This is a genomic window from Diaphorobacter sp. HDW4A, assembly GCF_011305995.1.
In the GTDB taxonomy this organism is placed as follows: Bacteria; Pseudomonadota; Gammaproteobacteria; order Burkholderiales; family Burkholderiaceae_C; genus Diaphorobacter_A.
Genome location: NZ_CP049910.1, coordinates 5,913,423 through 5,932,414 on the forward strand (window position 1 = coordinate 5,913,423; position 18,992 = coordinate 5,932,414).

The 18,992-nt window shown below is 59.1% G+C and carries 13 protein-coding genes and 1 tRNA gene; all 14 read left to right on the plus strand.

From position 1 onward, the window contains the following. Positions 1–127 precede the first annotated feature (127 nt). The 14 genes from rplK (at position 128) to G7047_RS27005 (ending at position 18,791) form a co-directional block, all read left to right on the plus strand. Complete coding sequence (gene rplK, locus G7047_RS26940) at positions 128–559, plus strand: 50S ribosomal protein L11 (RefSeq protein WP_166311371.1); 432 nt, start codon at positions 128–130, stop codon at positions 557–559. 2 nt (positions 560–561) lie between these two features. Continuing rightward, positions 562–1,257: a 50S ribosomal protein L1 gene (gene rplA, locus G7047_RS26945; protein ID WP_166311372.1), complete on the plus strand. Its 696-nt coding sequence runs from the start codon at positions 562–564 to the stop codon at positions 1,255–1,257. A 239-nt stretch (positions 1,258–1,496) separates the two neighbouring features. Beyond that, the gene (gene rplJ, locus G7047_RS26950; protein WP_166311373.1) at positions 1,497–2,003 is read left to right on the plus strand and encodes a 50S ribosomal protein L10; all 507 of its coding nucleotides are present in this window, start codon (positions 1,497–1,499) and stop codon (positions 2,001–2,003) included. A gap of 50 nt (positions 2,004–2,053) precedes the next feature. Then, positions 2,054–2,428, plus strand: coding sequence for a 50S ribosomal protein L7/L12 (gene rplL, locus G7047_RS26955; RefSeq protein ID WP_166311374.1), 375 nt, complete (start codon positions 2,054–2,056; stop codon positions 2,426–2,428). A 362-nt stretch (positions 2,429–2,790) separates the two neighbouring features. Continuing rightward, positions 2,791–6,915: a DNA-directed RNA polymerase subunit beta gene (gene rpoB, locus G7047_RS26960; RefSeq protein WP_166311375.1), complete on the plus strand. Its 4,125-nt coding sequence runs from the start codon at positions 2,791–2,793 to the stop codon at positions 6,913–6,915. Positions 6,916–6,935: 20 nt separating this feature from the next. Next, positions 6,936–11,171: a DNA-directed RNA polymerase subunit beta' gene (gene rpoC, locus G7047_RS26965; RefSeq protein WP_166311376.1), complete on the plus strand. Its 4,236-nt coding sequence runs from the start codon at positions 6,936–6,938 to the stop codon at positions 11,169–11,171. Between the two features lie 179 nt (positions 11,172–11,350). Beyond that, positions 11,351–11,920: a LemA family protein gene (locus tag G7047_RS26970; protein WP_166311377.1), complete on the plus strand. Its 570-nt coding sequence runs from the start codon at positions 11,351–11,353 to the stop codon at positions 11,918–11,920. Between the two features lie 36 nt (positions 11,921–11,956). Further along, positions 11,957–13,357, plus strand: a complete 1,401-nt coding sequence (gene rsmB, locus G7047_RS26975; RefSeq protein ID WP_166311378.1) for a 16S rRNA (cytosine(967)-C(5))-methyltransferase RsmB — start codon at positions 11,957–11,959, stop codon at positions 13,355–13,357. Continuing rightward, positions 13,314–14,000 (plus strand): DUF4390 domain-containing protein, encoded by a 687-nt coding sequence (locus tag G7047_RS26980; RefSeq protein WP_240939284.1) that lies wholly within the window; start codon positions 13,314–13,316, stop codon positions 13,998–14,000. Before rsmB ends, G7047_RS26980 begins: the two co-directional genes overlap by 44 nt. A 23-nt stretch (positions 14,001–14,023) precedes the next feature. Next, positions 14,024–16,291, plus strand: a complete 2,268-nt coding sequence (locus G7047_RS26985; RefSeq protein ID WP_371813906.1) for an ATP-binding protein — start codon at positions 14,024–14,026, stop codon at positions 16,289–16,291. A gap of 40 nt (positions 16,292–16,331) precedes the next feature. Next, positions 16,332–17,063: a response regulator gene (locus G7047_RS26990; protein WP_166311380.1), complete on the plus strand. Its 732-nt coding sequence runs from the start codon at positions 16,332–16,334 to the stop codon at positions 17,061–17,063. An 82-nt stretch (positions 17,064–17,145) separates the two neighbouring features. Further along, positions 17,146–17,221 (plus strand) — tRNA-Phe (locus G7047_RS26995). Positions 17,222–17,343: 122 nt separating this feature from the next. Next, positions 17,344–18,315 (plus strand): RNA polymerase sigma-70 factor, encoded by a 972-nt coding sequence (locus tag G7047_RS27000; RefSeq protein ID WP_166311381.1) that lies wholly within the window; start codon positions 17,344–17,346, stop codon positions 18,313–18,315. Next, positions 18,312–18,791 carry a carboxymuconolactone decarboxylase family protein gene (locus G7047_RS27005; protein ID WP_166311382.1) on the plus strand — a complete coding sequence of 160 codons (480 nt, stop codon included), beginning with the start codon at positions 18,312–18,314 and terminating at the stop codon, positions 18,789–18,791. Before G7047_RS27000 ends, G7047_RS27005 begins: the two co-directional genes overlap by 4 nt. Positions 18,792–18,992 lie beyond the last annotated feature (201 nt).

Sequence of the window (18,992 nt, forward strand, 5' to 3'; positions counted from 1 at the left end):
AACATAGAGATTCGTGGTTCGATGCTTCACAGCTCTGCGTCGATTCCCACTTTGTTTTCGAGCTGCAACCCCGGGGAGCAGACCTTGATTTCAAGGTTTGCGTCATGACCCGTAAGGAAATCTAGCCATGGCGAAAAAAATCGTCGGCTTTATCAAGCTGCAAGTTCCAGCTGGTAAGGCAAACCCCTCTCCTCCAATCGGTCCAGCGCTGGGTCAGCGCGGTCTGAACATCATGGAGTTCTGCAAGGCATTCAACGCGCAGACTCAAGGTGTTGAGCCAGGTCTGCCACTGCCTGTGGTGATCACGGCTTTTGCTGACAAGAGCTTCACGTTCGTCATCAAGACTCCTCCAGCCACCGTGCTGATCAAGAAGGCCATCAAGTTGGACAAGGGTTCTTCGAACCCCCTGAAGACCAAGGTCGGCAAGATCACCCGCGCTCAGCTGGAAGAAATCGCAAAGACCAAGCTGAAGGACATGAATGCTGCCAACGTTGACGCTGCTGTGCGCACCTTGGCTGGTTCGGCCCGCTCCATGGGCGTGACTGTGGAAGGACTGTAATCATGGCAAAGTTGACCAAGAAGCAAAAAGCACTGGCCGGCAAGGTTGAAAGCACCAAGCTGTACACGTTCGCTGACGCGGTGGCTCTCGTGAAGGAAGCCGCTACTGCCAAGTTCGACGAGTCCATCGATGTTGCTGTGCAACTCGGCGTGGATGCCAAGAAGTCGGACCAAGTGGTGCGTGGCGCTGTCGTTCTGCCTCACGGCACCGGCAAGACCACTCGCGTGGCTGTGTTCGCCCAAGGCGCCAAGGCTGAAGAAGCCAAGGCCGCTGGCGCTGACATCGTCGGCATGGACGACCTGGCTGCCATGGTCAAGGCTGGCGACATGCCTTTCGACGTGGTGATCGCTGCTCCCGACGCAATGCGCGTTGTGGGTACGTTGGGTCAGATCCTGGGCCCACGTGGCCTCATGCCTAACCCGAAGGTTGGCACTGTGACTCCTGACGTGGCTACCGCCGTCAAAAACGCCAAGGCTGGTCAGATCCAGTTCCGCGTTGACAAGGCAGGCATTATCCACGGCACGATCGGTCGTCGCTCGTTCGACAACGACAAGCTGCAGGGCAACCTGGCTGCTCTGATCGAAGCGCTGAACAAATCCAAGCCTGCTACCAGCAAGGGTGTTTACCTGCGCAAGGTTGCTGTTTCCTCCACGATGGGCGTTGGCGTCCGTGTGGATGCACAGACCATCGCAGCGTAATTGCTAAAAAGATCTTGAGGCACTCGCAAGAGTGCCTCAGTGGTGGGTCGACGCAGCGATGCGTCGGGTCATCCAAGACCGTTGGTGTGCAGATGGCTGCACTTAAATCATGTGGATGCCAACGCAGATGGCGATCCCGCTGCAGATGGAATGAGTAATTTTTCCTCAACAGTTGGTCGCTGCAACTTAAGCGCGCATCGAGAACTTTGGTTCGACGTGCGCATATGAAGGAGTAGACCTTGAGTCTTAATCGCAGTGAGAAAGAAGCGGTCATCAATGAAGTGACCAGCCTCGCCGCAAAAGCTCAAACGCTGGTGATCGCGGAATACCGTGGCATCACGGTCGCTGACATGACCAAACTGCGCGTTTCCGCACGCAGCCAGGGCGTGAGCCTGAGTGTTCTGAAGAACACGCTGGCCCGCCGTGCTGTGAACGGTAGCCAGTTTGACGTTGTTGCCGACCAGATGACCGGTCCTCTGATCTATGGCTTCTCCGAAGACGCTGTGGCTGCCGCCAAGGTGGTGGCCGATTTCGCGAAGACCAACGACAAGTTGGTGATTCGCGGTGGCGCTTTCGCAGGTAAAGCCCTGGACGTGAACGGCGTGAAGCAACTGGCCGCAATTCCTTCCAAGGAAGTGTTGTTGGCTCAGATCTGTGGCTTGCTCATGTCGCCTATGTCGCGTACCGCTGTGGTGCTCGGCGCTTTGGCGGCAAAAAAGGGCGAAGGCGAAGCTGTTGCTGCTTGATTGAAAAGCACACAGTTTCCCCCATATAAACCAATTGTTAGGAAATCAAAATGGCATTCGATAAAGACGCATTCTTGACCGCGCTGGATAGCATGACGGTTATGGAACTCAATGACCTGGTGAAGGCCATTGAAGAGAAGTTCGGCGTGTCCGCCGCTGCTATGGCTGCTCCAGCCGCTGGTGGCGCTGGCGCTGCTGCTGCTGTGGAAGAAAAGACTGAATTCAACCTGGTTCTGCTCGAAGCAGGCGCAAACAAGGTTGGCGTGATCAAGGCCGTGCGTGAAATCACCGGTCTGGGTCTGAAGGAAGCCAAGGACATGGTCGACGGCGCTCCCAAGACTCTGAAGGAAGCTATGCCTAAGGCTGACGCTGAAGCCGCTGCCAAGAAGCTGGTTGATGCTGGTGCCAAGGCTGAACTGAAGTAATTCGCTCAGTTTTGAGGGCTGGAGGTTCCAAAAGGGGCCTCCAGCCTTTGGCGCTTCTAGTGCAAGGGTTTGCCCTGTACCTGAAAGACGTCTTGTCTGACGACCTGCGCGGTCGTTTTGTTGTCAGATCAAGACGCTAGATTGGGACCATTGTGTCCAGAGTGCACCAGAAAGCGGTTGTCTCATTGTGAACCGTTTTCTAGTGCCTTCTGATTCATCCGACAGCAGAAGGTGCCTTGGTTCGGGCGATGTGCAATGCATCGCCGTCCGCCATGGTTGGTAGTGGCCAACCGCCAAGCCTACAAGTGTGTCTTGTAGGGCAGTCGTCGAAGACCAGTTTCATGTCTTTGCCTGGAGATCTCATGGCCCAAACTTCCACGTACAGCTACACCGAGCGCAAGCGGATTCGCAAGAGCTTCGGCAGCCGTGACAGTGTGCTCAAAGTGCCTTATCTGTTGCAGATGCAGCGCGATGCGTACACCGCATTCCTGCAATCCGGAACAGCCCCTCAAAAACGCAGCGATGACGGCTTGCAGGCCGCATTCAATGCTGCATTCCCGATCGTGTCGCACAACGGCTTCGTTGAAATGAAGTTTGTCGAGTACAACCTCGCCAAACCCGCTTTCGACGTGCGCGAGTGCCAGACGCGTGGTCTGACCTTCGCTTCGGCCGTGCGCGCCAAGGTGCAGCTCATCATTTATGACCGCGAATCCTCGACATCTTCCTCCAAAGTAGTGAAGGAAGTGAAGGAGCAGGAAGTCTACATGGGCGAAGTGCCCCTGATGACGGACAAGGGCTCGTTCATCATCAACGGTACCGAGCGCGTGATCGTGTCTCAGCTGCACCGCTCGCCTGGCGTGTTCTTCGAACACGACAAGGGCAAGACTCACAGCTCGGGCAAGCTGTTGTTTTCGGCTCGCATCATTCCTTACCGCGGTTCATGGCTCGACTTCGAATTCGATCCGAAGGACATGCTGTACTTCCGCGTCGACCGTCGCCGCAAGATGCCCGTGACGATTCTGCTGAAGGCCATTGGTCTGAATCCGGAATCCATCCTCGCGAACTTCTTCGTGAACGATAACTTCCGCTTGATGGACAGCGGCGCGCAAATGGAATTTGTGCCCGAACGTCTGAAGGGCGAAGTGGCACGTTTTGACATCACCGACAAGTCGGGCAAGGTCGTCGTCGCCAAGGACAAGCGCATCACCGCGCGTCACACCCGCGAGCTGGAGCAGTCCAACACGACGCACGTGAGCGTGCCCGAGGACTTCCTCATTGGCCGCGTGGTGGCACGCAACATTGTTGATGGCGACACAGGCGAAATCATTGCCAAGGCCAACGACGAGCTGACCGAAGCGCTGCTCAAGAAACTGCGTTCGGCTGGCGTGCACGACATCCAGTGCATCTACACGAACGAACTCGATCAAGGCGCGTACATCTCGCAGACCTTGCGCATCGACGAAACCATTGATGAGTTCGCTGCGCGCGTGGCCATCTACCGCATGATGCGTCCTGGCGAGCCGCCAACGGAAGATGCTGTGCAGGCCCTGTTCCAGCGTCTGTTCTACAATCCGGACACGTACGATCTGTCGCGCGTGGGCCGCATGAAGTTCAACGCCAAGGTCGGTCGCGATGGCGCAACCGGTCCGATGGTGCTGGACAATGACGACATCCTGTCCGTGGTGAAGATCCTGGTGGATCTGCGCAACGGTAAGGGCGAGGTCGACGATATCGACCACTTGGGCAATCGCCGCGTGCGTTGCGTGGGCGAGCTGGCTGAAAACCAGTACCGCACCGGTCTGGCGCGTATCGAAAAGGCTGTGAAGGAACGTCTGGGCCAAGCGGAGCAAGAGCCGCTGATGCCACACGACCTGATCAACTCCAAGCCGATCTCTGCTGCTCTGAAGGAATTCTTTGGTGCATCGCAGCTGTCGCAGTTCATGGACCAGACCAATCCTCTGGCCGAAATCACCCACAAGCGCCGTGTTTCGGCTCTTGGTCCGGGCGGTTTGACGCGTGAACGCGCAGGCTTCGAAGTGCGTGACGTGCACGTCACCCACTACGGCCGCGTCTGCCCAATCGAAACGCCTGAAGGTCCAAACATTGGTCTGATCAACTCGCTGGCTCTGTATGCCCGCCTGAACGAATACGGTTTCATTGAAACGCCGTATCGCCGCGTGGTGGACAGCAAGGTCACTATGGACATCGACTACCTGTCGGCCATCGAAGAAGGCAAGTACATCATCGCTCAGGCGAATGCCACACTGGACGAAGAAGGCCGCCTGACGGGTGACCTGGTGTCGGCCCGTGAAAAGGGTGATTCCACACTCGTGTCCGCAGAGCGCGTTCAGTACATGGATGTGTCGCCTGCGCAGATCGTTTCCGTGGCTGCATCGCTGGTTCCGTTCCTCGAGCACGATGACGCGAACCGCGCGTTGATGGGTGCCAACATGTCGCGTCAGGCCGTGCCTGTTCTGCGTCCTGAAAAGCCAATGGTCGGCACGGGCATCGAGCGCGTGGCGGCTGTCGACTCTGGCACCGTGGTGACGGCAACCCGTGGCGGTATCGTCGACTATGTTGACGCGACCCGTATCGTGGTGCGTGTGAACGACGAAGAAGCCGTCGCTGGCGAAGTCGGCGTGGACATCTACAACCTCATCAAGTACCAGCGTTCCAACCAGAACACCAACATTCACCAGCGTCCCATCGTGGCCAAGGGTGACAAGTTGGCCAAGGGTGACGTGGTGGCCGACGGCGCATCGACCGACCTGGGCGAAATCGCCATCGGTCAGAACATGCTGATCGCCTTCATGCCATGGAACGGCTACAACTTCGAAGATTCGATCCTGATCTCCGAGCGAGTGGTGGCTGAAGACCGCTACACCTCGATCCACATCGAAGAACTCGTGGTGATGGCTCGCGATACCAAGCTGGGCCCTGAGGAAATCACGCGCGACATTCCGAACCTGTCGGAACAGCAACTGAACCGCCTCGACGAATCCGGCATCATCTACGTGGGTGCGGAAGTGCAGCCCGGCGACACGCTGGTCGGCAAGGTCACGCCCAAGGGTGAGACGACTCTGACTCCTGAAGAGAAGCTGCTGCGCGCGATTTTCGGCGAGAAGGCATCGGACGTGAAGGACACCTCGCTGCGTGTGGATCAGGGCTCTTCGGGCACCGTGATCGACGTGCAGGTGTTTACCCGCGAAGGCATCCAGCGCGACAAGCGCGCCCAGCAGATCATCGACGATGAACTCAAGCGCTACCGTCTCGACCTGAACGACCAACTGCGCATCGTGGAAGCCGACGCGTTCGACCGTATCGAGAAGCTGCTGATCGGTCACATCGCCAACGGCGGCCCACAAAAGCTGGCCAAGGGCACGAAGATCGACAAGGCGTATCTGGACGGTGTGGACAAGTTCCATTGGTTCGACATTCGTCCTGCGGAAGACAACGTCGCCGCGCAACTCGAGTCGATCAAGAACTCGCTGGAGCAGACACGTCACAGCTTCGACCTCGCGTTCGAAGAAAAGCGCAAGAAGCTCACGCAAGGCGACGAGTTACCCGCTGGCGTGCTCAAAATGGTCAAGGTCTACCTGGCCGTCAAGCGTCGTCTGCAACCCGGTGACAAGATGGCTGGTCGTCACGGCAACAAGGGTGTGGTCTCCAAGATCACTCCTGTTGAAGACATGCCTTACCTGGCAGACGGCACCACCGCCGACATCGTGCTGAACCCGCTGGGCGTGCCATCGCGCATGAACATCGGTCAGGTTCTGGAAGTTCACCTGGGCTGGGCCGGCAAGGGTCTGGGCCAGCGCATCGACAACATGCTGCGTGACCACGCGCGTGCCGAAGAAATGCGTGAACTCATGGAACAGATCTACAACTCGCGCGGCCGCCAGGAAGACCTGTCGCAGCTGAGCGACGAAGACATCATGAAGATGGCGGGCAACCTGCGCACCGGCGTGCCTTACGCGTCGCCCGTGTTCGACGGTGCTTCCGAAGCCGAGATCAAGGACATGCTGAAGCTGGCCTATCCGGACGACATCGCGAAGGCCAAGGGCCTGACCGACACACGCACACAGGCTTACCTGTTTGATGGTCGCACCGGCGAGCGCTTCGAGCGTCCGACCACCATCGGCTACATGCACTATCTGAAGCTGCACCACTTGGTCGACGACAAGATGCACGCCCGCTCCACTGGTCCGTACTCGCTCGTGACGCAACAGCCTCTCGGCGGTAAGGCCCAGTTCGGTGGCCAGCGTTTCGGTGAAATGGAAGTGTGGGCGCTGGAAGCTTACGGCGCCGCTTACGTGCTGCAGGAAATGCTGACAGTGAAGTCCGATGACGTGGTGGGTCGTACCAAGGTGTACGAGAACATCGTCAAGGGTGAACACTCGATTGAAGCCGGCATGCCGGAATCGTTCAATGTGCTGGTCAAGGAAATCCGTTCCTTGGGCCTGGACATCGAACTGGAACGTTCTTAATTTGAAAAGGGAAAGAGTCCATGAAATCGTTACTCGACCTGTTCAAGCAATTCACGCCCGATGAGCATTTCGATGCCATCAAAATCGGCATGGCTTCGCCCGAAAAGATCCGCTCGTGGTCTTTCGGCGAGGTGAAGAAACCTGAGACGATCAACTACCGCACGTTCAAGCCAGAGCGTGACGGTCTGTTCTGCGCAAAGATCTTCGGTCCCATCAAGGACTACGAATGCCTTTGCGGCAAGTACAAGCGCCTGAAGCACCGCGGTGTGATCTGCGAGAAGTGCGGCGTTGAAGTCACGCAGACCAAGGTTCGCCGCGAACGCATGGGTCACATCGACCTGGCCGCTCCTTGCGCGCACATCTGGTTCCTGAAGTCGCTGCCGTCGCGTCTGGGCCTGGTGCTCGACATGACGCTGCGCGACATCGAACGCGTGCTGTATTTCGAAGCATATGTGGTCACCGACCCAGGCATGACTCCGCTGAAGAAGTTCGGCATCATGTCCGAGGACGACTATGACGCCAAGCGCAAGGAATACGGTGATGAATTCATCGCCAAGATGGGCGCTGAGGGCATCAAGGATCTGCTCGAAGGCATCGACATCGATATGGAAATCGAGCGTCTGCGTGGTGATCTGACCGGCTCCGAAGTCAAGGTCAAGAAGAATGCCAAGCGCCTGAAGGTTCTGGAAGCGTTCAAGAAGTCCGGCATCAAGCCCGAGTGGATGGTGCTCGAAGTGCTGCCCGTGCTGCCTCCGGACCTGCGTCCGCTGGTGCCGCTGGATGGTGGCCGTTTCGCGACCTCCGATCTGAACGATCTGTATCGCCGCGTCATCAACCGCAACTCGCGTCTGCGTCGCCTGCTGGAGTTGAAGGCTCCTGAAATCATCGCGCGCAACGAAAAGCGCATGCTGCAGGAAGCGGTTGACTCGCTGCTGGACAACGGCCGTCGCGGCAAGGCGATGACGGGTGCGAACAAGCGTGCCCTCAAGTCGCTGGCCGACATGATCAAGGGTAAGAGCGGTCGTTTCCGCCAGAACTTGCTGGGCAAGCGCGTCGACTACTCGGGTCGTTCGGTCATTACCGTGGGCCCGTACCTCAAGCTGCACCAGTGCGGCCTGCCAAAGCTCATGGCTCTGGAACTGTTCAAGCCATTCATCTTCTCGCGCCTCGAAGCGATGGGCATCGCCACGACCATCAAGGCGGCCAAGAAGGAAGTGGAAGCCGGCACGCCCGTCGTGTGGGACATCCTGGAAGAGGTCATCAAGGAACACCCGATCATGCTGAACCGTGCGCCTACGCTGCACCGTTTGGGCATTCAGGCGTTCGAGCCGATCCTGATTGAAGGCAAGGCGATCCAACTGCACCCACTCGTTTGCGCGGCCTTCAACGCCGACTTCGACGGTGACCAGATGGCCGTTCACGTTCCGCTGTCGGTGGAAGCACAGCTCGAAGCCCGCACACTGATGCTGGCGTCGAACAACGTGCTGTTCCCGGCCTCGGGCGAACCTTCCATCGTTCCTTCTCAGGACGTGGTGCTGGGTCTTTATCACGCCACCCGTGACAAGATCAACGGCAAGGGTGAAGGCTTGGTGTTCTCCGACATCGGTGAAGTGCAACGCGCGTTGGACGCAGGTGAAGCCGAGCTCGCAGCGCGCATCAACGTGCGCCTGACGGAGTGGACCAAGAACAAGGCCACGGGGGAATTCGAGCCCGAGACCAAGCTCGTGGAAACCACCGTCGGCCGTGCTCTGCTGTCCGAAATTCTTCCCAAGGGCCTGCCGTTCTCGAACATGAACAAGGCGCTCAAGAAGAAGGAAATCTCCAAGCTCATCAACGTGAGCTTCCGCAAGTGCGGTCTGAAGGAAACGGTCGTTTTCGCAGACAAGCTGCTGCAAAACGGTTTCCGTCTGGCTACGCGTGCTGGTATTTCCATCTGCGTGGACGACATGCTGGTGCCACCGCAAAAGCCCGAAATCATTGGCCGTGCCGAAAAGGAAGTCAAAGAGATCGAGCAGCAGTACGTCTCCGGTCTGGTGACGGCTGGCGAGCGCTACAACAAGGTCGTGGATATCTGGGGCAAGGCCGGGGACGAAATCTCCAAGGTCATGATGCAACAGCTGTCCAAGCAAAAGACCATTGACCGTCACGGCAACGAAGTCGATCAGGAATCGTTCAATTCGATTTACATGATGGCCGACTCCGGCGCCCGCGGTTCCGCAGCTCAGATTCGTCAGCTCGCAGGTATGCGTGGTCTGATGGCAAAGCCTGACGGCTCCATCATCGAGACGCCTATCACCGCGAACTTCCGCGAAGGCCTGAACGTGTTGCAGTACTTCATCTCCACCCACGGTGCTCGTAAGGGCCTGGCGGATACGGCGTTGAAGACGGCGAACTCGGGTTACCTGACACGTCGTCTGGTGGACGTGACGCAGGATCTGGTGGTCAACGAGATCGATTGCGGAACGCACAACGGTTCGGTGATGCGCGCCATCGTCGAAGGTGGTGAAACCATCGAGTCGCTGCGTGACCGTATCCTCGGCCGCGTGGCTGCCGAAGACATCATCCACCCCGAAACCCGCGTGGTGCTGGTTCCGGCTGGCACACTGCTGGACGAAGACACGATCGAAGAGATCGAAGCCCAGGGCGTGGACGAAGTGAAGGTGCGTACAGCCCTGACCTGCGAAACCCGCTACGGCCTGTGCGCCAAGTGCTACGGTCGCGACTTGGGCCGCGGCGGCATGATCAACTTCGGCGAAGCCGTGGGTGTGATCGCTGCCCAGTCCATCGGTGAACCGGGTACCCAGCTGACCATGCGTACGTTCCACATTGGTGGTGCGGCTTCGCGTGCAGCGATTGCTTCGAGCGTGGAGGCCAAGTCGAACGGTTCGATCAGCTTCAACAGCACGATGCGCTATGTCACCAACACCAAGGGTGAACTGGTGGTGATTTCCCGTTCCGGCGAAATCGTCATCAGCGACAACGGCCGTGAGCGTGAACGTCACAAGGTGCCGTACGGCGCCATTCTGGCGATCAAGGCTGATCAGCAGATCAAGGCTGGCGCGATTCTCGCCAACTGGGATCCACTGACTCGCCCGATCATCACCGAGTACGCTGGTCGCGTGAAGTTCGAAAACGTCGAGGAAGGCCTCACCGTTGCGAAGCAGGTCGACGAAGTGACCGGTCTGTCCACACTGGTGGTGATCGATCCCAAGCGTCGTGGCTCTGCCAAGGTGGTGCGTCCCCAGGTCAAGTTGATCGACGCGAACGGCCAGGAAGTGAAGATCCCAGGCACTGATCACTCGGTGACGATCGGCTTCCAGGTCGGCGCTCTGATTCAGGTGCGCGACGATCAGGACGTGGGCCCAGGCGAAGTGCTGGCCCGTATCCCGGTCGAAGGTCAGAAGACCCGCGACATTACCGGTGGTCTGCCACGTGTGGCCGAGCTGTTCGAAGCGCGTTCGCCAAAGGACAAGGGCATGCTGGCCGAAATGACCGGCACGATCTCGTTCGGCAAGGAAACCAAAGGCAAGGTTCGCCTGCAGATCACTGACCCAGAGGGCAAGGTCTGGGACGAACTGGTTCCGAAGGAAAAGAACGTTCTGGTGCACGAAGGTCAGGTCGTCAACAAGGGCGAACTGGTTGTCGACGGACCCGCAGATCCGCAGGACATCCTGCGTCTCCTGGGTATCGAAGAGCTGGCACGCTACATCGTCGATGAAGTTCAGGACGTGTACCGCTTGCAGGGCGTGAAGATCAATGACAAGCACATTGAAGTGATCGTTCGCCAGATGCTGCGTCGCGTTGTGGTCGAGAACACCGGCGAGTCCACCTACATTGCGGGTGAACAAGTCGAGCGTTCGGAAATCCTCAACAAGAACGAAGCGCTGCAGAAGGAGGGCAAGATTCCAGCTACATACTCCAACATCCTGTTGGGTATCACGAAGGCATCGCTGTCGACCGACTCGTTCATCTCGGCTGCTTCCTTCCAGGAAACCACCCGCGTGCTCACCGAAGCTGCCATCATGGGCAAGCGCGACGAGCTGCGAGGCCTGAAGGAAAACGTCATCGTGGGTCGTTTGATCCCCGCTGGTACCGGTCTGGCTTATCACCAGGCTCGCAAGGCCAAGGACACCATGGATGAAGCCGAGCGCCGCGCGATTGCAGATGCAGAAGCTGCTGAATTTGCAACCGCTGGTGATGCGGATGACGCCGTGGAGCCTGCTGCTCAGGACCAAAGCGCTGGCACTGCGGACTGATAGCTCCGTAGCCCACGCCGAGATCAACCTTCCGGGTTGATCGGGACTCCCGCCCTGCCGTGCATTGCACGGATAGTGCGGGAGTTTTTCTTTTTGTGAGCACTTCGCAACCCGAAAGTGTTCTACATTGCGGGCATGCGCTGCACGACTCATCGTCTCAACACAATGGACCGCAACCCATGTTCCTGACAGGCTGGCTCATCGTTTTTGCCGTGCTGGTGTTTTGGGCCGTGGGGGCATACAACCGATTGATGCGTTTGCGCTCGGCGGCGATTCAGGCCTTCGGTGCACTGGATGTGGAGTTGCTCAGACGCACCGCGCTGCTCGGCGAGTATGACGCCGCAGTCACTGGACCCCGTGTGCCTCAGGATGCGCAGATGCATGAAGCCTTGCGAGCCTCTGGAACACAATATGCAGCGTCGCTTGCCGTGATGCGATCACGTCCGCTGGATGCACATGCTGGCGCAGCGCTCGTCGCCGCAGGCAAGGTGCTTGATGCTGCATGGCAGACGTTGGTGGATGCATCGCAGGCGCAGCCGCTGCAGGAGGCGGGCGACACTGATTCTGTCCACTCCACCATGATGGCGCTCAACTCACTCGTTGAACGCAGCGCACATCAGCGCACGCAGATCGATCTCGCCACCGCTCAATTCAATGCAGCGGTGGATCACTACAACCAGGCCGTTGCCCAGTTTCCAGCGAGCATGCTGGCGGGGGTTTTCGGCTTCAAGCAGGCACTGATGCTTTGATCGGCACCACGCTGCCCTGAATGGTATTTCCGGCTTATGGCGATTCAGTCCAAAAAGACAATATCCTCCCACTTCAATGTGCCCAGCGGCGGGGGGGAGCAGCAGGGCCCGGCCCTGTGGAAGCAGCTCGACGCGGCGGCGCAGTGCCTGCAGGCAGTGCGTGGCGGGCAGTCGGCGACGGCCGTTCTCGAGCAAGTGGAGCGCAGTCTGCGCCCCGGCGTGCAGGCCCTGCTGTTTCAGGCGTTGCGTCAATTGGGTCGGGCGCAGGCGCTGCGCAAGGAGCTTGCCACGCGCAATCCGCCGCCGCGCGTGGACAACCTGTTGTGCACCGCGCTCGCTTTGGCGTGGCAAGATGACGTAGCGCCCTATCCACCCTTCACGCTGGTGAGTCAGGCCGTCGAGGCGGCCAAGCGCAATGCAACGACGCGTGGACAGGCGGGCTTCGTGAACGCCTGTCTGCGCCGCTTTCTGCGTGAGCGCGATGCGCTGGTTGCCGCGACCGACAAGGACCCGGTCGCACAATGGAATCATCCGCTATGGTGGATTCGCGCCGTGCAAAAGGACTATCCGGAGCACTGGCAGCGGATCCTTGCGGCCAACAATGCGCATGCACCGATGACGCTGAGGGTGAATGCGCTGCGCAGCACCGCTGACGAATACCTGCAATGGCTCGGGGCCGCAGGAATGCCCGGCGCACGCGTGGGTGCAGGCGGCATTGAACTCGCCCAGGCCGCGCCTGTGTCGCAACTCCCGGGCTTTGTAGGGGGCTCGGTGTCGGTTCAGGACGCGGCGGCGCAACTGGCTGCCCCGTTGCTTACCGAGGGGCTGGATCAGACCAAACCGCTGCAGATCCTCGACGCCTGCGCCGCGCCGGGCGGCAAGACAGCCCATATCCTCGAACTCGCGGGTGCGCAGCAGCAGTGGCAGGTGACAGCGCTAGAGATGGACGGCGAACGTGCGCGCCGCATTGGTGAGACGCTCGAGCGATTGAAGCTCAAGGCCCAGGTGTTGGTGACCGATGCTGGCAACGTGGACGACTGGTGGCCCAAGGCCAACGGTCGGGCGCAGTTCGATGCCATCCTGCTTGATGCACCCTGCAGCGCTGCGGGCATCGTGCGCCGCCATCCCGATGTGCGTTGGCTGCGCCGCGAGAGCGATCTGCCGCAACTCGCCAAATTGCAGGAGCGGCTGCTTGATGCTCTGTGGCCCTTGCTCAAGCCGGGTGGCAGGCTGCTGTATTGCACCTGCTCGATCTTCCTTGTGGAAGGGCAGAACCAGATCAAAGCGTTTCTCTCGCGCAACACTGATGCACATTTACTCACCGCGCCGGGACATTTAATGCCCGGTCATTCTGCGGGAGATGACAAGCTCCGCGAGAATGCGATAGGTGATCATGACGGCTTTTACTACGCACTTCTGCAAAAGCTGGCTGCGTGAGTTGAATGCACGCGGCAGGATGATTGCGTGGTGGCTGCGCTCGGCGCTTTTGGTGGCCGCGCTGGTCTGTGGATTGGCTCCGGTGCTGAGTTTTGCCGAGCAGTCCCCCATCCGCAGCGAGATCACCGATTTCAAACTTCATCAAGCAGCCGATGGTCTGCTGCTCTCGACCACCATGCGTTTCGAGCTGCCTGATCAGGTTGAGGACGCGCTCTACAAAGGCATCGCCATGTACTTTGTGGCGGAGTCGCAGATTGTGCGTGAACGCTGGTACTGGTCGGACAAAGTGGTCGCGCAGGCCACGCGCCACATGCGCCTGAGCTATCAGCCGCTCACGCGCCGCTGGAGACTGAGCCAGTCCTCGACACCGTTCGCCGACAGTGGCCTCGGCGTATCGCTGGGGCAGAATTTCGACGAGCTGAGCGACGCGCTGGCGATCATGCAACGCATCGCGCGCTGGAATGTGGCGGAGGGCGATGTCCTCGATGACAACGGAACGCAGACATTGCACTTTCAGTTCCGGCTCGACATGTCGCAGCTCCCGAGGCCACTGCAGCTCAGCACGGTTGGCCGATCTGGCTGGAGCCTCATCCTCTCGCGAAGTGTGCGGCTCACCAGCAGCACCGTGGAGATAGCAAAGTGAACGCACCGCAGCAGCCAGCACAGATCTCGGAGGCTGCTCGCAAGCAGGAACGTCGTGGCCGCACCGTGCGCTGGGCGCTCGGAGTAGGTGCCGCGCTGATGTGCGCGATTGCGCTCGTACTGCTGTTCCTGCTCACGCAGGCCACCAACAATCGTGACCTCTACGAGCGCAATTTCGCCTGGCTGATGGGCGTGAACGTGCTCGTCGCTGTGCTGCTTCTCGCGGTGCTGGCATGGGGCGCGCTGCGACTGGCGATGCGGCTCAAGCGCGGACGCTTTGGCAGCCGTCTGCTGATGAAACTCGCCGGTATTTTCGGCGTTGTAGGCGTGATTCCGGGGCTGCTGATCTATGTGGTGTCCTACCAGTTCGTCTCGCGTTCCATCGAAAGCTGGTTCGATGTGCGTGTCGAAGGGGCGCTGTCCTCGGGGGTGAGTCTCGCGCGTGTGACGCTCGACACCATGGGTGCGGACATCGCCTCCAAGACCCGCGAATCAAGCACGCAGCTTGCTCAGGTGCCCGATGCGGCTGCGGGGCTGGTGCTCGACCGCATCAAGGACCAGCTCGGCGCGTCAGACATCGTGCTCTGGAACGCCTCCGGCCAGCCTGTGGCGAGCGCTGGACAGTCTCGGTTCTCGCTCAACCCGGACCGACCCACGCCACAGCAACTGCGCACCGCTCGGCAGGACCGCATAACGTTCCAGATCGAGGGGCTGGACGACATCACCACGGCCAAGGCCGAAGACAACGCGCGGGTGAAGGCGCTGGTGTTGGTCAGCAGTCCCACGCTGAGCTTGCTTCTCGAGCCGCGCTTTTTGCAGGCCACCGTGTCCCTGCCGCCCGCACTCGTGGCCAACGCCATTGCGGTTCAGGAGGCCAATCGCGAATATCAGGAGCGTGCGCTAGCCCGCGGCGGCCTCAGGCGCATGTATATAGGCACGCTCACGCTGAGTCTTTTTCTCGCGGTGTTCGGTGCGGTGCTGCTGGCGGTGCTGCTCGGCAATCAACTGGTGCGACCACTGCTGTTGCTGGCGGATGGTGTGCGTGAGGTGGCGGCGGGCAACCTGAGCCCGAAGGCGGTGATCCAGAGCAATGACGAACTTGGCGGCCTCACTCGCTCCTTTGCAACGATGACGCAACAACTCGCCGATGCCCGCGCCGCAGTGGAGCGCAGCATGGGCGAAGTCGACGCCGCCCGCGCCAATCTGCAGACCATTCAGGACAACCTCACCGCTGGCGTCATCGTGCTGGATGCGGCGGGCACGATTCTCTCGTCCAACCCCGGTGCCACGCGGATCCTGCGCGCGCCCATGGCCGCGTTTGAAGGCAAGCCGCTGGCCGACGTGCCCGGTCTCGCCGAATTCGCGTCCGCCGTACAGGGGCATTTCGATGAATTCCACCGCGAGCGTACCCACCATGGGCTCGACCATTGGCAGCATCCATTTGAATTGGATGCCCCGCCTTCGGGGGTTGGCACGCAAGGCACCAGTTTGGTCGCGCGTGGCGCAGAGTTGCCGGAGGGCGCGCGATTGCTGGTGTTCGACGACATTTCTGAAATCGTTTCTGCACAGCGTGCGCAGGCCTGGGGCGAGGTGGCCCGGCGGCTGGCGCACGAGATCAAGAATCCGCTCACGCCCATTCAGTTGTCCGCCGAACGCCTTGCGATAAAACTGGACGGCAAGGTCGCCCCCGCCGAGCAGGCGGTGCTCAACAAATCGGTCAAGACCATCGTTGAGCAGGTCGATGCGATGAAACGCTTGGTCAACGAATTCCGCGACTACGCGCGTCTGCCGGCCGCAGAACTGCATTCACTGGACCTCAACACGCTTGTCAATGATGTGCTGCATCTCTACGGGGCGGAGAACGCTGCGGTGACCGTCGAAGCGGATCTGGATCCGCGAAATCCCCACATCAACGGGGACGCGCAGCAACTTCGGCAGGTTATACATAATCTTTTACAAAATGCCCAGGATGCTACGCAACAGGCGGCGGAGCAAAGCACAGAGCCAGCGGGTGCGGTCCGAATCAGCACTGTTTTGAGTGACACATCCAATCGCGTGCGCCTGACTGTGTCAGACTCGGGGCCGGGCTTTCCCGCGCATATACTGCAGCGGGCGTTTGAGCCTTACGTTACGACTAAGCCGCGCGGCACGGGATTGGGGCTCGCGGTGGTTAAAAAAATAGCAGATGAACACGGCGCGCGTGTCGATTTGGTCAATCGTGTGGAAAACGATGTGGTGAAAGGGGCACAAGTGTCGCTATCATTCCCTTCGGACATCGCTTCAGCACTTTAACAACACGCGCATATCGTGCAATAAGGGTGTATCAAAACACATGGCAAACATTCTGGTGGTTGACGACGAACTGGGGATCCGGGATCTGTTGTCTGAAATCCTGAACGACGAGGGTCACAGCGTGGACCTCGCAGAGAACGCCACCCAGGCTCGCAATGCACGTCTGGACAATGTCTACGATCTGGTGCTGCTCGACATCTGGATGCCAGATACCGATGGGGTGTCTCTGCTCAAGGAATGGGCAACCTCCGGCATGCTGAACATGCCGGTCATCATGATGAGTGGTCACGCCACCATCGACACGGCTGTTGAAGCCACGCGCATCGGCGCCTTTTCGTTTCTTGAAAAGCCCATCACCATGCAGAAACTGCTCAAGGCAGTGGAGCAAGGGTTGGCGCGCAGTAGTGGCAACGGCAACAATTCGCAGGCTCAGGCAGCTGGTACTGCGGGCCAAAATGGGTCCGCTGCATCCAAGGCGGCGGGCAACGGCAACGGCGTCCAGGCACTCAATGGCGGTGTTGGAGCCTTGGCTACCGCTGTCGCCATGGTTGCGGAAGTAGACCAAGGCCCCATGTCGCATCAGGGCTTTGATCTCGATCGCCCTTTGCGCGAAGCGCGTGACGGATTCGAAAAAGCGTACTTCGAGTTTCATCTGGCCCGCGAAGGTGGCTCGATGACCCGCGTCGCGGAAAAAACAGGGCTGGAGCGCACCCATCTTTACCGAAAGCTGCGTCAACTCGGTGTAGACTTGGGCCGTAACAAACGAGGATGACGAAGAATTCAAAAACAGAAATTTTTCGGTAATTTGCAAAAAGAGCCAAAAAATCTGTATATAATTCAAGTCTTCCCCGAGTGGCCCGGTAGCTCAGTTGGTAGAGCAGCGGATTGAAAATCCGCGTGTCCGTGGTTCGATTCCGCGCCAGGCCACCACTTGATTCTCAAAAGCCCGTTCAAGCAATTGAACGGGCTTTTGTCTTTCTGGTTTTCCTCTTGTCAGCGCTGCTTGTCTGTTCAGTGCCTAGAATCTCTTTTCCTGTTTCAAGGATGAGGCGATGGAAGACGAATCCACAACAATCTTCGAGGGACTGAGAAAGCGCCTCCAAGGCATTGCCTACCGCATGCTGGGTTCGGTAGCTGAGGCTGAGGATGTGGTTCAGGATGTCTGGCTGCGCTGGCACGATGCACACCGGTCTGGCATCGCCAATGCCGAGGCGTGGTTGGTCACGACCACCACGCGGGCCAGCATCGATCATCTGCGATCCGCCAAGGTTCGGCGCGAGAGTTACGTGGGGTTCTGGTTGCCCGAGCCGCTGCTCGCGGATTCGCCGCCTTCGCCTGAGCAGGAGCTTGAACGTGCGAATGATCTCTCGGTTGCATTTTTGACTGTGCTCGAGCGCTTATCGCCCGATGCGCGTGCTGCATTTCTCATGCGCGAGGTGTTCGATGCGGAATACATCGACATCGCCAGCATTCTGGGAACGAGCGAGGCGTCTTCCAGGCAATTGGTCAGTCGCTCCAGGGTACGTTTGCGCGAGGAGGGCGCGCCAAGGTACAAGGTAAGCGCAGACGCGCAATTCAAGGTGTTGCGCCGGTTTTCGGATGCGATGAGCAGCGGTGATTTTGCTGCGCTCAAGTTCCTTCTCGCAGAGGATGCGGAGTTGGTGAGCGATGGCGGCGGGAAGGTGACGAGCTTTCCGAAGCCGCTCTCGGGCAGTCAGCGGATCGCGCAGCTGTACTTTTCCGCCCATCGCCGCTACCAGGAAGCCCTGCGTATCGAGCTCGCCGTCATCAATGGTCAGTGGGGGACGTTGCGCTTCATCGATGGACAGCTCGAATCGGTGCATGCCTATGAAACCGATGGCGAGCGGATTGTCCATATCCATGTGCAGAGGAATCCGGACAAGCTGGCGCGCATCGCGGTAGATTTTTTGCAAATAAGTAGAGGTGCGCTGTCACAAGACTGGCCGCTCGAACGTCTAGTGGGTGTAACTCAACCACTTTTGCCGAAAGAGAGCCTCCCATGACCCAGCGTTTGAACTATTCCGAGCAGTCCCCCGAACTCTTCAAGAAGCTGAGCGCCTTCAGCATGGCAGCGGGCAATTCGTCGATCGATGCGACCGTTCGCCATCTCGTAGAGATCCGCGCCTCGCAGATCAATGGCTGCGGCCTGTGCGTGGATATGCATATCAAGCAGGCCGCGATCCACGGCGAGCGGCCGCTTCGACTGCATCATCTGGTCATCTGGCGCGAGTCGCCGCTGTTCTCCGGGCGCGAGCGTGCTGCGCTCGAGTGGACCGAGATCCTCACCAGGATTCCTGAGCATGGGGTGCCGGATGAGGTATTCGAGCGGGTGCGTGCGCATCTGAACGACAAGGAGATGGCGGACCTCACTTTCGTCATCATGGCCATCAATGCTTGGAATCGTGCCGGTGTGGCGTTCAGGACGGAGCCCGGCTCGCTCGATGCAGCCTATGGATTGGATAAAGCCAACCTCAGTTAACGAATTGAATTGACGGGTGTTCAAGCGCGAGATGTGCCTTGACGGGCAATTTTGTTCGTACGGCATGCGCGGATGGAGTGGGAGCCTTGTCAGTCACCATATAAAATCCGAGCCGAATTTGCCGTCGCTTCGGTGAGTGAGGATGCACTGCGCGTGTGCCGATCTTGCAGATTGCGATATGCTGTTTGATTGCTCAACCCG

Excerpts from the sequence above, each read along its gene's own strand:
- rplK (WP_166311371.1), top strand. The coding sequence starts at position 128 with ATGGCGAAAAAAATCGTCGGCTTTATCAAGCTGCAAGTTCCAGCTGGT.
- rplA (WP_166311372.1), top strand. The coding sequence starts at position 562 with ATGGCAAAGTTGACCAAGAAGCAAAAAGCACTGGCCGGCAAGGTTGAA.
- rplL (WP_166311374.1), top strand. The coding sequence starts at position 2,054 with ATGGCATTCGATAAAGACGCATTCTTGACCGCGCTGGATAGCATGACG.
- rpoB (WP_166311375.1), top strand. The coding sequence starts at position 2,791 with ATGGCCCAAACTTCCACGTACAGCTACACCGAGCGCAAGCGGATTCGC.
- rpoC (WP_166311376.1), top strand. The coding sequence starts at position 6,936 with ATGAAATCGTTACTCGACCTGTTCAAGCAATTCACGCCCGATGAGCAT.
- G7047_RS26970 (WP_166311377.1), top strand. The coding sequence starts at position 11,351 with ATGTTCCTGACAGGCTGGCTCATCGTTTTTGCCGTGCTGGTGTTTTGG.
- rsmB (WP_166311378.1), top strand. The coding sequence starts at position 11,957 with ATGGCGATTCAGTCCAAAAAGACAATATCCTCCCACTTCAATGTGCCC.
- G7047_RS26980 (WP_240939284.1), top strand. The coding sequence starts at position 13,314 with ATGACGGCTTTTACTACGCACTTCTGCAAAAGCTGGCTGCGTGAGTTG.
- G7047_RS26990 (WP_166311380.1), top strand. The coding sequence starts at position 16,332 with ATGGCAAACATTCTGGTGGTTGACGACGAACTGGGGATCCGGGATCTG.
- G7047_RS27000 (WP_166311381.1), top strand. The coding sequence starts at position 17,344 with ATGGAAGACGAATCCACAACAATCTTCGAGGGACTGAGAAAGCGCCTC.
- G7047_RS27005 (WP_166311382.1), top strand. The coding sequence starts at position 18,312 with ATGACCCAGCGTTTGAACTATTCCGAGCAGTCCCCCGAACTCTTCAAG.